The 14210-nt window shown below is 69.5% G+C and carries 14 protein-coding genes; 6 read left to right on the top strand and 8 right to left on the bottom strand.

The features are described from left to right. Entirely contained in the window at nt 1–804 is an 804-nt protein-coding gene (locus tag G6N45_RS07925) for an ATP-binding cassette domain-containing protein (RefSeq protein WP_163721415.1), read from the top strand. 19 nt (nt 805–823) lie between these two features. After that, on the top strand, nt 824–2101 hold the full coding sequence (locus G6N45_RS07930) for a sugar ABC transporter permease (protein WP_163721417.1): 1278 nt from the start codon (nt 824–826) through the stop codon (nt 2099–2101). A gap of 5 nt (nt 2102–2106) precedes the next feature. Here the strand turns inward: G6N45_RS07930 and G6N45_RS07935 are convergent, their stop codons facing one another. Genes G6N45_RS07935 through fadD3 form a run of 5 tightly spaced genes read right to left on the bottom strand, consistent with a single transcriptional unit; the run spans nt 2107 to nt 7824 of the window. After that, nucleotides 2107–3261, bottom strand: a complete 1155-nt coding sequence (locus G6N45_RS07935; protein WP_163721419.1) for a pyridoxal phosphate-dependent aminotransferase — start codon at nt 3259–3261, stop codon at nt 2107–2109. Between the two features lie 9 nt (nt 3262–3270). Further along, nucleotides 3271–4218 carry an acyl-CoA dehydrogenase IpdE2 gene (ipdE2, locus tag G6N45_RS07940; RefSeq protein WP_246228916.1) on the bottom strand — a complete coding sequence of 316 codons (948 nt, stop codon included), beginning with the start codon at nt 4216–4218 and terminating at the stop codon, nt 3271–3273. Next, nucleotides 4215–5168, bottom strand: coding sequence for an acyl-CoA dehydrogenase family protein (locus G6N45_RS07945; protein WP_163721423.1), 954 nt, complete (start codon nt 5166–5168; stop codon nt 4215–4217). The genes ipdE2 and G6N45_RS07945 overlap by 4 nt, the downstream gene beginning before the upstream one ends. Nucleotides 5169–5173: 5 nt before the next feature. Beyond that, nucleotides 5174–6298 (bottom strand): acyl-CoA dehydrogenase family protein, encoded by a 1125-nt coding sequence (locus G6N45_RS07950; RefSeq protein ID WP_163721424.1) that lies wholly within the window; start codon nt 6296–6298, stop codon nt 5174–5176. Beyond that, nucleotides 6298–7824, bottom strand: a complete 1527-nt coding sequence (gene fadD3, locus G6N45_RS07955; protein ID WP_163721426.1) for a 3-((3aS,4S,7aS)-7a-methyl-1,5-dioxo-octahydro-1H-inden-4-yl)propanoate--CoA ligase FadD3 — start codon at nt 7822–7824, stop codon at nt 6298–6300. Before fadD3 ends, G6N45_RS07950 begins: the two co-directional genes overlap by 1 nt. 59 nt (nt 7825–7883) lie before the next feature. On the opposite strand from fadD3, the gene ipdE1 reads away from it, so the two are divergent. Genes ipdE1 through fadA6 form a run of 4 tightly spaced genes read left to right on the top strand, consistent with a single transcriptional unit; the run spans nt 7884 to nt 11584 of the window. After that, nucleotides 7884–9038: an acyl-CoA dehydrogenase IpdE1 gene (gene ipdE1, locus G6N45_RS07960; protein WP_163721428.1), complete on the top strand. Its 1155-nt coding sequence runs from the start codon at nt 7884–7886 to the stop codon at nt 9036–9038. After that, the gene (gene ipdF / locus G6N45_RS07965; RefSeq protein WP_163721430.1) at nt 9035–9826 is read left to right on the top strand and encodes a (5R,7aS)-5-hydroxy-7a-methyl-1-oxo-2,3,5,6,7,7a-hexahydro-1H-indene-carboxyl-CoA reductase; all 792 of its coding nucleotides are present in this window, start codon (nt 9035–9037) and stop codon (nt 9824–9826) included. Before ipdE1 ends, ipdF begins: the two co-directional genes overlap by 4 nt. Continuing rightward, a complete protein-coding gene (kstR2, locus tag G6N45_RS07970) occupies nt 9823–10431 on the top strand; it encodes a TetR family transcriptional regulator KstR2 (protein WP_163721432.1) in 609 nt (202 codons plus the stop codon). The genes ipdF and kstR2 overlap by 4 nt, the downstream gene beginning before the upstream one ends. Further along, the gene (gene fadA6, locus G6N45_RS07975) at nt 10424–11584 is read left to right on the top strand and encodes a steroid 3-ketoacyl-CoA thiolase FadA6 (protein WP_163721434.1); all 1161 of its coding nucleotides are present in this window, start codon (nt 10424–10426) and stop codon (nt 11582–11584) included. The genes kstR2 and fadA6 overlap by 8 nt, the downstream gene beginning before the upstream one ends. Nucleotides 11585–11598: 14 nt before the next feature. Here fadA6 and G6N45_RS07980 read toward each other — a convergent pair whose 3' ends face one another. From G6N45_RS07980 to G6N45_RS07990, 3 genes are read right to left on the bottom strand one after another with little or no spacing between them, the layout of a single operon-like run. Beyond that, complete coding sequence (locus G6N45_RS07980) at nt 11599–12711, bottom strand: NDMA-dependent alcohol dehydrogenase (protein WP_163721436.1); 1113 nt, start codon at nt 12709–12711, stop codon at nt 11599–11601. Nucleotides 12712–12764: 53 nt separating this feature from the next. After that, a complete protein-coding gene (locus tag G6N45_RS07985; protein ID WP_163721438.1) occupies nt 12765–13523 on the bottom strand; it encodes a hypothetical protein in 759 nt (252 codons plus the stop codon). Continuing rightward, nucleotides 13520–14167, bottom strand: coding sequence for a SatD family protein (locus tag G6N45_RS07990; protein WP_163721440.1), 648 nt, complete (start codon nt 14165–14167; stop codon nt 13520–13522). Before G6N45_RS07990 ends, G6N45_RS07985 begins: the two co-directional genes overlap by 4 nt. Nucleotides 14168–14210 lie beyond the last annotated feature (43 nt).

Below are 14210 nucleotides of genomic sequence, written 5' to 3' on the forward strand. Positions count from 1 at the left end.
ATGGTTGCCCCGGTCGACGAGATCTCGACCACCGAGCCCATCCTCGAACTGCGTTCTGTCAACAAGAGTTTCGGCGTCGTGCACGTGCTGCACGACATCGACTTCCGGGTCTATCCCGGGCAGGTCACCGCGCTGGTCGGTGACAACGGCGCGGGAAAGTCCACTCTGGTCAAGGCGATCGCGGGGATCCATCCCATCGACACCGGCACCTACCTCTTCGAGGGGCAGCCGGTCACCGTGCACGGTCCCAACGACGTCGCTGCGCGCGGCGTCGAGGTCGTCTATCAGGATCTGGCGCTGTGCGACAACCTCGACATCGTCGAGAACATGTTCCTCGGCAGGGAACTGACCCATCGCGGCGTGCTCGACGAGGCCCGGATGGAGACGATGGCGCGCGACGCGCTGAAGTCGCTGTCGGTGCGGACGGTCACCTCCGTGCGCCAGACGGTGTCGAGCCTGTCGGGAGGTCAGCGCCAGACCGTGGCGATCGCGAAGTCGGTGCTGTGGAACTCGAAAGTGGTTCTGCTGGACGAGCCCACGGCCGCGCTCGGCGTCGCGCAGACCAAGCAGGTCATCGACCTGGTGCGCCGGCTCGCCGACCAGGGGGTGGGCGTCGTGCTGATCTCGCACAACCTGGCCGACGTCTTCGAGGTGGCCGACCGGATCTGTGCGCTGTATCTGGGCCGGGTGGCCGCCGACGTCAGGACCACCGACGTCACCCACAGCCAGGTCGTCGAACTGATCACCGCCGGGCGCTCCGGCAACCTCGGGCTGGCGCCGGCCGAGGCTGCCGAGTCGATGTGACACACGTGGAGGACACGAAATGACCACAGTCGGTTCGCCCGCCGGGGGCGCGGTGGCGGCCTCCGATTTCGCCGCGGACGCGCACTCCGACGCCGGATTCGGCGACGCGGTGCGTGCGTACGTGCGCCGGGTCCGCGGCGGCGACATGGGCTCGCTCCCCGCGGTGCTCGGCCTCATCGTGTTGTTCGTCGTGTTCGGGCTCGCCAACGACCGCTTCATGTCGGCACTGAACCTGGCCAACCTGATCACGCAGGCCGGCTCGATCTGTGTGCTGGCGATGGGGTTGGTGTTCGTGCTGCTGCTCGGCGACATCGACCTGTCCGCCGGGGTGGCGGGCGGGGTGTCGGCGTGCGTGATGGGACTGACCATCGTCGAGGCGCGGTGGCCGTGGTGGGCGGCGGTGGCGGCCGGCATCGCGTGCGGCGCGGCGATCGGTCTGGCCATCGGCCTGCTGCGCGCCAAGCTCGGGATCCCGTCGTTCGTGGTCACCCTGGCGTTCTTCCTCGGCCTGCAGGGCGTCACCCTCAAGCTCATCGGTGAGGGTGGCTCGGTCCGGGTGGACAACCCGGTGATCCGCGGCCTGACGGTGAGCAACCTGCCGGTGTCGGTCGGCTGGGCCATCGCGTTCGCAGTCGCCGTCGGCTTCGGCGCGCTGGAGGTGTGGCAGTACCAACGCAAGCGGTCCCTGCAGTTGGCGCACGCCCCGCTCGGCGTGGTCGTCGCGCGCGTCGTCGCCGTCGCCGCCGTGGTTCTCGGTGTCACGTTCGTCCTGAGCGTGAACCGCAGTGTCAACCCCAGCGTGCAGATCCGCGGCGTGCCCTATGTGCTTCCGCTGATCCTGGTGCTGCTCATCGCGATGACGCTGCTGCTCAAGCGGACCGCCTACGGACGGCACATCTACGCCGTCGGCGGCAACGCCGAGGCGGCGCGCCGGGCAGGCATCTCGGTCAACAGGATCCGGGTGTCGGTGTTCATCGCGTGCTCGTCGCTCGCGGCGCTCAGCGGCATCATCGCGGCGTCCTACGCCGGCAAGGTGTCCGCGTCGTCCGGGGCGGGCAACACCCTGCTGTATGCCGTCGGTGCGGCGGTGATCGGCGGCACCAGCCTGTTCGGCGGCCGCGGCCGGGCGGTCGACGCGGTGATCGGCGGCGTCGTGGTCGCGACGATCGCGAACGGGCTCGGCCTGCTCAACCAGTCGTCGTACATCAACTTCCTGGTGACCGGGGGCGTGCTGCTACTCGCCGCGAGCGTGGATGCGATCTCGCGTCGACGTCGCTCCTCGACCGGGCTGGGGTAGGGCTCTCAACCCAGCCAGGCGCCGATGCGGCGCAGCGCCTCCTCGATGTCGGCGGTGGGTCCGGCGAAGGACAGCCGGACGAATGCGCCGCCGCGCACGGTGTCGAAGTCGACGCCCGGTGCGATCGCAACCCCTGTGTCCTGCAATAGCTTCGAACAGAAGCTCAGCGAGTCGGTGGTCAGGTGCGAGACGTCGGCGTAGACGTAGAACGCGCCGTCCGTGGGCGCGAGCCGGTCGATCCCGATCGCGCGCAGCCCGTCGAGCAGCAGCGTGCGGTTGGTCGCGTAGCCGTCGAGCAGTGACTCCGCCTCGGCGATCGACTCCGGTGTGAACGCGGCGACGGCGGCCAGCTGCGGCAGCACCGGCGGGCAGATGGTGAAGTTGCCGGTCAGCCGATCGACGGCGCGCCGCAGCTCCCGGGGCACCAGCATCCATCCCAGCCGCCAGCCCGTCATCGCGAAGTATTTCGAGAAGCTGTTCATCACAACGGATTCCCGCGAGGTCTCCCAGGCGCAGCTGGTCGCCGGGGCACCGGGGTACACCAGCCCGTGGTAAACCTCGTCGTTGATCAGCCGCACCCCGGACGAGGCGCACCAGGCGGCGATCGCCGCGAGCTCGTCGGGCGGGATCACGGTGCCGGTCGGATTGGCCGGGCTCGCGACGATCACCCCGGCGATCGGCGGGTCCAGTTCGGTCAGCATCGTCAGCGTCGGCTGAAACCGGGTGTCCGGGCCGCACGGCAACTCGACGACCTCGCATCCCAGCGCCGTGAGGATGTTGCGGTAACAGGGATATCCGGGGCTGGCGATCGCCACCCGGTCGCCGGCGTCGAAACAGGCCAGGAACGCCAGCAGGAAGCCCCCGGAGGAACCCGTCGTGATCACGACGTCGTCGGGGTCGACGGCGAGTCCGTGGCGGTGTTCGTAGGCCCCCGCGATCGCCGAGCGCAACTCGGGGATGCCCATGGCGACGGTGTAGCCGAGCCGGTTGTGCTGCAGTGCGACGACAGCCGCGTCCCGGACGGCCGACGGCGCACCGGCGCTTGGCTGTCCCGCGGACAGGTTCACCAGGTCGCCGTGGGTGCGTGCCCGCTCCGCGGCGGCCAGCCACACGTCCATCACGTAGAACGGCGGGATGCCGGCCCGCAGCGAGACGCTCATCCCGTCAGGCTAGAACACCTCGGATTCGAGGCGGCGCAGCTGCTCGCGCGGCGGACCGAGCAGGGTCGCGCTGCCGTGCGCGCGCTTGAAGTACAGCTGGATGTCGCTCTCCCAGGTGATCGCGATGCCGCCGTGCAGCTGCACGGCCTCGGCGGCCACCAGCGACAGGGCCTCACTGGCCGCCAGCCGGGCCAGCGCGGCGGACGCCGCCGAGGGTTCGGCGATCGCCCCCTCGACGACGGCCTTGGCCGATTCGACGGCGACGTGCATGTCGGCCATCCGGTGCTTGAGCGCCTGGAAGCTGCCGATCGGCCGGCCGAACTGCACGCGGTCCTTGGTGTAGGCAACGGTGCGGTCCAGGCACCGCGACGCCGCGCCCACCTGCTCGGCCGCCAACAGGAGCGCCGCGGTGTCGGCCAGCCCGGGGTCCGGGCCGAGTACCGCCGTCTCGGTGGGCTCCAGCGCGGCCAGCGGGCGGGTGATGTCCATCGCGACCGCCGGGGTGGTGGTGAAAGAGCGCCAGTGCGTGAGTGATTGACCATCGGCGGCGATCACCACGTCGGCCACGTTGCCGTTCAGGACGTAGCCCGCGTCGAACACGACGGTGCCGATCGCGCTGCCTTCGGCCAGCGCCTCCAGCAGGTCGGTGTCGGGTTCGTCGAGCGACAGCAGGGCCACCTGGGCCAGGATCGTGCCGAGCAGCGGGGTAGGCACCAACGCCTTGCCCAACTCTTCGAGCACCACCGCGGCGTCGGCGAGTTCGCCTCCCGCACCGCCGAGTTCCTCGGGCACCACCAGCGCGGCAGCACCGACCTGTTCGCACAGCATCGCCCACAGCGCCTCGTCGTAACCGCGCTCCGACGCCGCCGCCTTGCGGACGGCCTCGGAGGAGGCGTGTTTGTCGACCAGCGCAGCGACGGTGTCGCGCAACAACTCCCGTTCTTCGCTCGAACTCACAATGCCTCCAACACTCGTCGACGGTGCCACGTCGGGTCGCCCCATGCGGGACGCAGCGCCTGCACCCGCAACAGCAGCAGCGACAGGTCGTGCTCCTGGGTGTAGCCGATCGCGCCGTGGGTCTGCAGTGCCGAGCGGGCGGCGAGCAGCGCGGCGTCGGCCGCGGCGACCTTTGCGGCGCTGACGTCGCGGGCGGTGTCGTCGGAGCCGCCCGCCAGCGACAGCGCGGCTCCGTACACCAGCGGGCGCGCCATCTCGACGGCGATCAGCACGTCGGCGAGCTTGTGTTTGATCGCCTGGTAGGTGCCGATGATGGTGCCGAACTGGCTGCGCTGCTTGGCGTAGTCGACCGAGGCGTCGAGCATCGCCTGCGCGGCCCCGATCAGCTGTGCCGCGGTGGCCAGGGCGCCGAACTCGAAGGCCTGCGCCACGTCGGCGGGCCGGCCGTCACCGGCGGAGGTGACCTCGAACAGGTGCCTGCTCGGGTCGACCGACTCGTGCCGCGCCGCGGGTGCGGCGTCGCCGACCTGTCCGTCGGCGGCGAGCAGCACCAGCCCGGCGGTGTCGGCGTCGACCGCCCGCGCGACCAGGGGCGGGGCCGCCACGGTGGCGACGAGATCCCCGGAGGCCAGCGCACCGGCACGCTCGTCGTCGGCGAGCAGGATCGGCGCCACCGCGATCGATTCCGCAACGGGCCCAGGCACATTCCAGCGGCCCAGCCGCTCCAGCGCCACCACCAGGTCGACGGGATGGGCGTCGATGCCGTCGAAACGTTCGGGCACCATCAGTGCGGTCACGCCGAGGTCGGACAGCTGCGCCCACACCTTGCGCCCGGGCGCGGGGTCGCCGGCGGCCCAGGCCCGCACGGCGTCGGGCAAATTCGCAGCACCCAGGGCGGCGTCGATACTCGCCGCGAAATCCCGCTGCTGGTCATCGATCTCGAAGTTCACGTCATCTACTTTCGGGGCAGGCCCAGCAGCCGCTCGGCGATGATGTTGCGCTGGATCTCGTTGGTTCCGGCGTAGATCGGCCCGCCGAGCGCGAAGAGCAGACCTTCGGTGACCGAGTCCATCAGTTCACCGTCGGAGCCGCGCAGATCCAGCGCGGTCTGGTGCAGGGCGACGTCGAGGTCGGACCAGAAGACCTTGGTGATCGACGATTCGGCACCCAGTTCGCCGCCGTTGGATACGCGAGTGACGGTGCCGAAGGTGTGCAGGCGATAGGCCTGCGCCTTGATCCACGCGTCGGCGACGCGGTCGGTGAACGCCGGGTCGGGATTGTTCTTCCACTGTGCGACAAGCCGTTCCGCCGGTGCCAGGAAGCGGGCCGGGCTGCGCAGCGACATGCCGCGCTCGTTGCTCGACGTGCTCATCGCCGCGCGCCAGCCGTCGTGCACCCCGCCGATCACGTCCTCGTCCGGCACGAACACGTCGTCGAGGAAGATCTCCCCGAATCCGGTGGCCCCGCCGAGCTGTGCGATCGGCCGTACCGTCACCCCGTCGGCCTTCAGGTCGAACATGACGTAGGTGAGGCCCTTGTGCCGCTGCGCCTCGGGATCGGAGCGGAACAGCCCGAAGGCGCGCTCACCGAACACCGCCCGCGAGCTCCAGATCTTCTGGCCGTTGAGCAGCCAGCCACCGTCGGTTCTGGTGGCCGTCGAGCGCAGCGACGCCAGATCGCTGCCGGATTCCGGCTCCGACCAGGCCTGCGCCCAAATCTCCTCGCCGCTGGCCATTTTCGGCAGGATGCGGTCGCGTTGCTCCTCGGTGCCGTGGGCGAACAGGGTGGGCGCGAGCATCGACGTGCCGTTGGCGCTGGCCCGTCCCGGCGCGCCGGCGCGGAAGTACTCCTCTTCGTAGACGATCCACTGCAGTAGCGACGCGTCCCGGCCGCCGTACTGTTTCGGCCACGTGATCACCGAAAGCCCGGCGTCGAAGAGCACCTTGTCCCAGCGACGGTGCTGTTCGAAACCCTCTGCGGTGTCGTAGGACTCGGTGGGGAAGTCGGCGGTGTGGCCGGCCAGGAAGTCGCGCACCTCGGCGCGGAACTCGTCGGTGGCCTCGTCGAAGGTCAGGTCCATCAGCTTCTCCCTCGCAGTTGGGGCTTGACCACCTTGCCGCCGGGGTTGCGCGGCAGCGCGTCGAGGAACTCGACCGAGCGGGGGGTCTTGAAGTTGGCCAGGTGCGCGCGCGCGTGCTCGATGACGGTCTTCTCGTCGAGATCGGCGCCGGGCAGCGCGACGACGAAGGCCTTGCCGACCTCGCCGAGCCGTTCGTCGGGCACCCCGATGACGGCAGCTTCCGCGACACCGGGCAGCCGCGCGAGCACCTGTTCGATCTCGGCGGGGTACACGTTGAAGCCGCCGCAGATGTACATGTCCTTGAGGCGGTCGGTGATCTTGAGGTTGCCGGCCTCGTCGAGTTCGCCGACATCGCCGGTGTGCAGCCAACCGTCGCCGTCGATCGCCGCGGCGGTGGCCGCCGGATCGTCGAGATACCCCAGCATCACGTTGGGTCCGCGCAGCAGCACCTCGTTCTGGTCACCGATGCGCAGTTCGAAGTCCGCGATCGGGCGGCCGGACGTCGTCGCGACGGTCACCGCGTCGTCGTCGGCACGGCACATGGTGCCGAACCCGGCAGCCTCGGTCAGTCCGTACGCGGTCAGCACGATGTCGATGTCGAGCTCGTTCTGCATCCGCTCGATCAGCACGACCGGGATCGTGGCGGCCCCGGTGACCGCGAACCGCAGCGAACTCAGGTCGAATTCGGGGCGCTTCGGGTGGTCGAGCAGCGTCTGATAGATCGTCGGCGGCCCGGGCAGCACCGTGATGCGGTGCTCCTGCACGGCGCGCATCGCCTTCTCCGGGTCGAAGGTCAGCTCGGGGAACAGCGTCGCGCCGGTCTGCAGGCAGGCCAGGATGCCGGCCTTGTAACCGAAGTTGTGGAAGAACGGGTTGATGCACAGGTAGCGGTCGGCGCTGGTGACCTGCCCGCACGCCGCCCACGCCGCCGACGCGTCGAGGGACTGCCGGTGCGCGCAGCGCACCCCCTTGCTGCGGCCGGTGGTGCCGGAGGTGAACAGGATGTCTGAGACGTCGTCGGCGCCGACGGCCGCGGCGCGGGCGTCCACCGCGGACAGGGCGGAGACGCTCCTGCCCGCCGCCACGAACTCGTCCCACGTGCCGTCGTCCTGCTCGACCGGGATGCGCACGACGTGGCGCAGCGCGGGCAGCGACGACCGCTCGACGCTCGCCGCCTTGTCGGCGCCGAGGAACTCACCGGAGGCGAACAGCAGCGGCGTCGCGGTGCGGGCCAGGATGTCGGTGGCCTCACTGGCGGTGTAGCGGGTGTTGAGCGGGACGAGCACACCGCCGGCGTGATGGACGGCCAGGCAGGCCACCACCCAGTGCCATGTGTTGGGCGACCAGATCGCGACCCGGTCGCCGGCTTCGACGCCGGCCTCGATGATCGCCGCGGCGGCCTGGCGAACCTCGGTGCGCAGCCCGGCGAACGTCATTGTCCTGGTGGGCGTGACCACCGCTGGGTGGTCGGGGAGCTCGCGCGCGATCCGGTCCAGAACCGCGGGAGTGGTCCGCTGTGGTGACATTCCCGGGTCGTCCTCTGTCCCTCTAACAAAGCAAGTGCTTGGTAGGTTAGCCTACAGGGGTGATAGAGGTCCAGGAGTTCAGGGCGCAGGTGCGCGACTGGCTCGCCGAGAACCTCGTCGGCGAGTTCGCCGCGCTCAAGGGTCTCGGCGGCCCAGGCCGCGAGCACGAAGCCTTCGAAGAGCGGCTGGCCTGGAACCGCCATCTGGCGGCGGCCGGCCTCACCTGTCTGGGCTGGCCGGAAGAACACGGCGGCCGCGGACTCTCGGTCGCGCACCGCGTCGCGTTCTACGAGGAGTACGCGAAGGCCGACGCGCCCGACAAGGTCAATCACCTGGGTGAGGAACTGCTCGGCCCGACGCTGATCGCCTACGGCACACCCGAGCAGCAGCAGCGCTTCCTGCCGAAGATCCTCGACGTCACCGAGCTGTGGTCGCAGGGCTACTCCGAACCCGGAGCGGGCAGCGATCTGGCCAACGTGGCCACCACGGCCGTACTCGATGAGTCGGGTCAGCAGTGGGTGATCAATGGCCAGAAGGTGTGGACGTCGCTGGCGCACTGGGCGCAGTGGTGTTTCGTGGTGGCCCGCACCGAGAAGGGTTCCAAGCGCCACGCCGGCCTGTCCTACCTGCTGGTGCCGCTGGACCAGCCGGGCGTCGAGATCCGCCCGATCATCCAGTTGACCGGCGACTCCGAGTTCAACGAGGTGTTCTTCGACGACGCCCGCACCGACGCCGATCTGGTGGTCGGCGAGGCCGGCGACGGGTGGCGCGTGGCGATGGGGACGCTGACGTTCGAACGCGGGGTGTCCACGCTGGGCCAGCAGATCCGCTATGCGCGCGAGCATTCCAACCTCGTCGAGGTGGCCAAGCGCACCGGCGCCGCCGACGACCCGTTGATCCGTGAGCGGCTGGTCCGGTCATGGGCGGGCCTCAAAGCGATGCGGTCCTACGCGCTGGCCACCATGGACGAGGACCGGCCGGGCCAGGATTCGGTGTCGAAGTTGTTGTGGGCCAACTGGCATCGCGAGTTGGGCGAGATCGCGATGGATGTGGTCGGGATGGCGGGCCTGACGCTGCCGGACGGGGAGTTCGGTGAGTGGCAGCGCCTGTACCTGTTCTCCCGCGCCGACACCATCTACGGGGGTTCGAACGAGGTGCAGCGCAACATCATCGCCGAGCGCGTGCTCGGCCTGCCCAGAGAGGCCCGATCGTGACCGATCTGTCCGTCGCTCCCACCGAGATCGAGGGCCACAACCTGCTGGCCGGCAAGGTCGTCCTCGTCACCGCGGCCGCCGGTACGGGCATCGGGTCGACCACCGCGCGGCGCGCGCTGGCCGAGGGCGCCGACGTCGTCGTCTCCGACTACCACGAACGCCGGTTGGGTGAAACACGCGACGAACTCGCCGCGCTCGGGCTGGGGAACGTGCACGCGGTGGTGTGCGACGTCACCTCCACCGAAGCCGTCGACGCACTGATCGCCTCGGCCGTCGAGAAGGCCGGCAGGCTCGACGTCCTGGTCAACAACGCGGGGCTCGGGGGCCAGACCCCGGTCGTCGACATGACCGACGACGAGTGGGACCGGGTGCTCAACGTGACGCTGACGTCGGTGATGCGGGCGACGCGCGCCGCGCTGCGGTACTTCCGCGACGCGGGACACGGCGGCGTGATCGTCAACAACGCCAGCGTGCTGGGCTGGCGCGCGCAGCACTCCCAATCGCATTACGCCGCAGCCAAAGCCGGCGTGATGGCACTGACGAGGTGCAGCGCGATCGAGGCCGTCGACTACGGTGTGCGGATCAACGCGGTGTCGCCCAGCATCGCCCGGCACAAGTTCCTGGAGAAGACCTCGAGCAGTGAGCTGCTCGACCGGCTCGCCCAGGGGGAGGTGTTCGGCCGCGCCGCCGAACCGTGGGAGGTCGCGGCCACCATCGCGTTCCTGGCCAGCGACTACTCGAGTTACCTGACCGGCGAGGTGATCTCGGTGTCGAGTCAGCACCCATGAGCGCGGGACCCGCCAACACCCGTCGTGACGAGCTCCTCGCGCTCGCCGCGACGATGTTCGCCGAGCGTGGACTGCGGGCCACCACGGTCCGCGACATCGCCGACTCCGCCGGCATCCTCTCGGGCAGTCTGTACCACCACTTCTCGTCGAAGGAGGAGATGGTCGACGAGGTGCTGCGCGGATTCCTCGACTGGCTCTTCGAGCGCTACCGCCAGATCGTCGAGACCGAGCCGAATCCGTTGGAGCGCCTCAAGGGACTGTTCATGGCCTCGTTCGAGGCGATCGCCACCCGGCACGCCGAAGTCGTGATCTACCAGGACGAAGCCAAGCGGCTGTCGGCGCAGGAGCGGTTCTCCTACGTCGAGGAGCGCAACAGGGAGCAGCGCAAGATGTGGGTCGACGTCCTCACCCAGGGCATCGAGGAGGGTTACTTCCGCCCGGATGTCGACGTCGACCTCGTCTACCGGTTCATCCGCGACACCACCTGGGTGTCGGTCCGCTGGTATCAGCCGGGCGGACCACTGACCGCCGAAGAGGTTGGTCGGCAGTATCTTTCGATCGTTCTCGGCGGTATCACCACCACAGAAGGAGTTCACCATGGCTGAGTCAGTTCGGCAGGCCTACGTCATCGACGCCGTCCGCACCGCCATCGGCAAGCGCAACGGATCCCTGGCCGGTGTGCATCCGGTCGACCTGGGTGCGGCCGGGTGGCGCGGCCTGTTCGACCGCAACGACGTCGACCCGGGCGCGGTAGACGACGTGATCGCCGGATGCGTCGATGCGATCGGCCCGCAGGCCGGCAACATCGCGCGGTTGTCCTGGCTGGCGGCCGGCTTCCCCGAGGAGGTGCCGGGCGTGACCGTCGACCGGCAGTGCGGGTCGAGCCAGCAGGCAGTCTCGTTCGGCGCGCAGGCCATCATGTCCGGCACCGCCGACCTCATCGTGGCCGGCGGCATGCAGAACATGAGTCAGATCCCGATCAGTTCGGCGATGCTCGTCGGTGAGCAGTTCGGATTCACCTCGCCGACAAACGAATCCAAGAGCTGGCTGCACCGCTACGGCGATCAGGAGATCTCGCAGTTCCGCGGCGCGGAGTTGATCGCCGAGAAGTGGGACATCTCGCGCGAGGAGATGGAGCAGTACGCGCTGACCAGCCATCAGCGCGCGCAGGCCGCGATCCGCGCAGGCCACTTCGACAACGAGATCCTCGAGGTGGACGGGTTCCGGGTCGACGAAGGGCCACGCGACACGTCGCTGGAGAAGATGGCGACGTTGAAGACCCTCGTCGACGGCGGACGACTGACCGCGGCGATGGCCAGCCAGATCTCCGACGGCGCGAGCGCGGTGCTCCTCGCTTCCGAGCAAGCGGTCAAGGACCACGGTCTGAAGCCCCGCGCCCGTATCCACCACGTCAGTGCCCGCGGCGCCGACCCGGTGTTCATGCTCACCGGACCCATTCCGGCCACCCGCTACGCGCTGGACAAGGCCGGGCTGTCGATCGACGACATCGACACCGTGGAGATCAACGAGGCGTTCGCGCCGGTGGTGCAGGCCTGGCTCAAGGAGACCAAGGCCGATCCCGAGAAGGTCAACCCCAGCGGCGGCGCGATCGCGCTCGGTCATCCCCTCGGTGCCACGGGCGCAAAGCTTTTCGCGACGATGCTGAACACACTCGAGCGCATCGGCGGGCGCTACGGCCTGCAGACGATGTGCGAGGGCGGCGGCACCGCCAACGTCACGATCATCGAGCGGCTCTAGTCGAACCGCCGGCCTCAGTGGTCGTGCAGGATGACGCCGCGGATGTTGCGGCCCGCGCGCATGTCCTCGTAGCCCTCGTTGACCTCGGCCAGCTTGTACTCGTGGGTGACGGTCTCGTCGAGCAGCAGCTTGCCCTCGCGGTACAGCGACAGCAGCCGCGGGATGTCCGCGCGCGGGTTGGCCTCGCCGTAGAGACTGCCCAGCAGTCGCTTCTGGAAGAGCGTGAACATCATCATGCCCAGCGTCGCCTGGTTGTCGGTCATCGATGACAGCGCGGTCATCACGACGGCGCCGCCCTTGCGGATGATGTTGACGGCGTCGTCGAGCATCGACCCTTCGAGCAGGCCGACGGTCAGGATCGCCGAATCGGCCATCACCCCGCGGGTCAGCTCCGCGACGAGCGCGGTCGCCTCCGGTAGCGACGTGACGAAATGTGTTGCGCCCAGCTGCATCGCCTTGGCCCGCTTGTCCTCGACGGGCTCGACGACCACGATCTTCTCGGCGCCGGCAATCCGCGCGCCCTGCACGGCGCCGCTGCCGATCCCGCCGAAACCGATCACCACCACGGTATCGCCCGGCTGCACGTCGGCGGTGTTGACCGCCGACCCCCACCCGGTGGTGACGCCGCAGCCGAGCAGGCACGCCCGGGACAGCGGAAGGTCGTCGTCGATCTTGACGATCGATGCCTCCGGCACGGTGCCGTACTGGGAGAACGTGCCGACGAGCGCCATCACGCCGATGTCCTGCCCGCGGGCGTGGCGCCGGTAGGTGCCGTCCAACTGCGTGCCCGCCATGATGATCGCGCCGAGGTCGCACAGGTTCTGGTGACCGGTCGAGCACCACCGGCATCGGCCGCAGGCGGGTAGGAACGAGGCGACGACGTGGTCACCCGGCGCCAGACCGGTGACGCCCGCGCCGACCTCACGCACGACCCCGGCCCCTTCGTGACCGCCGATCATCGGCAGCGGCACCGGCAGGTCGCCGGTCCGGATGTGCTCGTCGGAGTGGCACAGCCCGGTGGCCTCCCACGACACCAGCACCTCGCCGTCACCCGGCGGGTCGAGATCGATCTCTTCGACGGTCCAGTCGGACCCGAACTCCCAGAGGATGGCCGCGTTGGTCTTCATCGGGCCGAGTCTAGGAAGGCGGCTCGGCGCTCGCGGCGGATTCGCGGAGACGGTCAGGCAGTGGTGAGGGCGAGGCCCGCCAGCGCGATCAGCCAACTCGCGAAGCTGCCGACCAGGAAGTACTCGGTGACTTCATCGATCCCCTGGCCGATGCCGGGGCCGGCTGAGCCGGCGCTGTCCGCCGACTCCTTGCGTGCGGCGTTGAGCTCGGGGAACCGGATGATGCCCTTGGCCGCGATCACCGCTGAGGCCGCGCCGAACTGGCCGCCCAGCCCCAGCCCGACGATCAGCAGTCGCTCCATCGGCCCGAGTAACCGGCCGCCCTTGAGGCGGTCCGAGGGCTGTGGCACACCGGCAGGGCGGACCGCGCCGACCGCGCCGAGGATCAAGCGCACCAACTGATTTGCGGTGACCAGTTGCAGCGCGACGATCCCGAGAATCATCACCGCCCGGTCCGGCTCCACCCCCTCCAGCCCGACCCAGGGCAGCCACCGGCCCAGCGGCCCGGCCACCTCCGACGACCAGCCTCCGAACGCGACCATCAGCGCAGCGCCAACGCCGAACACGGTGAGTGCCCGGCCGTGCCGGGTCCCGGTGCGCTCGGCCGCACCGCCCAGCACCACCCACGCGACCGACACCGCGGCGGCGACGACGAGCAACGCGATGTCGCCGCGATGCCACAGCCCGGCCGACGCCGCGCACACGACGACCGTCAAAGGGCCCGCGACGAGGGCGAGCCACTGATGCGCGCTGAGTTTGCGGCAGATGTCGGCGACGCCGACCGCGATCAGGAACACGGCCAGGGCGTTCATCGGATCTCCCGGAGTTCCTCGGCGGAGGCGAGGAGCAGGTCCAGTCCGGCCCTGCCGGCACGCTGGGACACCGCCGAGGCGCTGATCCCCTCCGCCATCGCCAACTCCTTCTTCGATCGCCCGGCCCGCATCCCCGCCAGGATGCGCAGGGCACGTTCGTCCAGCGATCCAAGCAGATGGTCCCGACACATCAGGGCGGCGTTGACGGCGTGCGGGTCGGCTCCCTCGCCGGTGCCGTTGCGGAACGCGGTGCGCACCTGGGCCAGGCCGGGTTGCTGCTGGGCGGACGCGGTCCACTCGATGGCCTCGCGGGCTGCCCACCACCCCGGACCGTCCTGCACGCCTGTCTCATCGAGGGCGGTGACCACACCCCAGCCGATGCCGAAGCGGACATCGATGTCGGGCGCCAGGGACAGGCGCAGCGTCAGTGCCGCATCGATCGCGTGCCCGACGGTGGAAAAGGCGCCCTGGAATTCGTCGCCGACGGTGATCGCGGGCGGGTCGACGGCGCTGTCGGCGACGGCCGCCAGCGCCCCGGTCAGTCGGCGGTGCAGGCCGCGCCGGTCGGCGAACGCCCGGGAACCCACGATGTCACCGATGACCGTTGCGCACAGTGTTGAAGCCGTGTGCTTCACTCGAGCCATATGAAGACTATAGCTTCATTTCAGAAGTATGAAGCCCAAAGCT

The organism is Mycolicibacterium psychrotolerans (genome assembly GCF_010729305.1).
Classification (GTDB): Bacteria; Actinomycetota; Actinomycetes; order Mycobacteriales; family Mycobacteriaceae; genus Mycobacterium; species Mycobacterium psychrotolerans.

Bases quoted from the DNA above. Each gene is read 5' to 3' on its own strand.
- G6N45_RS07925 (WP_163721415.1), top strand. From the start codon at position 1: ATGGTTGCCCCGGTCGACGAGATCTCGACCACCGAGCCCATCCTCGAA.
- G6N45_RS07930 (WP_163721417.1), top strand. From the start codon at position 824: ATGACCACAGTCGGTTCGCCCGCCGGGGGCGCGGTGGCGGCCTCCGAT.
- G6N45_RS07935 (WP_163721419.1), bottom strand. From the start codon at position 3,261: ATGAGCGTCTCGCTGCGGGCCGGCATCCCGCCGTTCTACGTGATGGAC.
- G6N45_RS07950 (WP_163721424.1), bottom strand. From the start codon at position 6,298: ATGGACCTGACCTTCGACGAGGCCACCGACGAGTTCCGCGCCGAGGTG.
- fadD3 (WP_163721426.1), bottom strand. From the start codon at position 7,824: ATGTCACCACAGCGGACCACTCCCGCGGTTCTGGACCGGATCGCGCGC.
- kstR2 (WP_163721432.1), top strand. From the start codon at position 9,823: ATGAGCGCGGGACCCGCCAACACCCGTCGTGACGAGCTCCTCGCGCTC.
- fadA6 (WP_163721434.1), top strand. From the start codon at position 10,424: ATGGCTGAGTCAGTTCGGCAGGCCTACGTCATCGACGCCGTCCGCACC.
- G6N45_RS07980 (WP_163721436.1), bottom strand. From the start codon at position 12,711: ATGAAGACCAACGCGGCCATCCTCTGGGAGTTCGGGTCCGACTGGACC.
- G6N45_RS07985 (WP_163721438.1), bottom strand. From the start codon at position 13,523: ATGAACGCCCTGGCCGTGTTCCTGATCGCGGTCGGCGTCGCCGACATC.
- G6N45_RS07990 (WP_163721440.1), bottom strand. From the start codon at position 14,167: ATGGCTCGAGTGAAGCACACGGCTTCAACACTGTGCGCAACGGTCATC.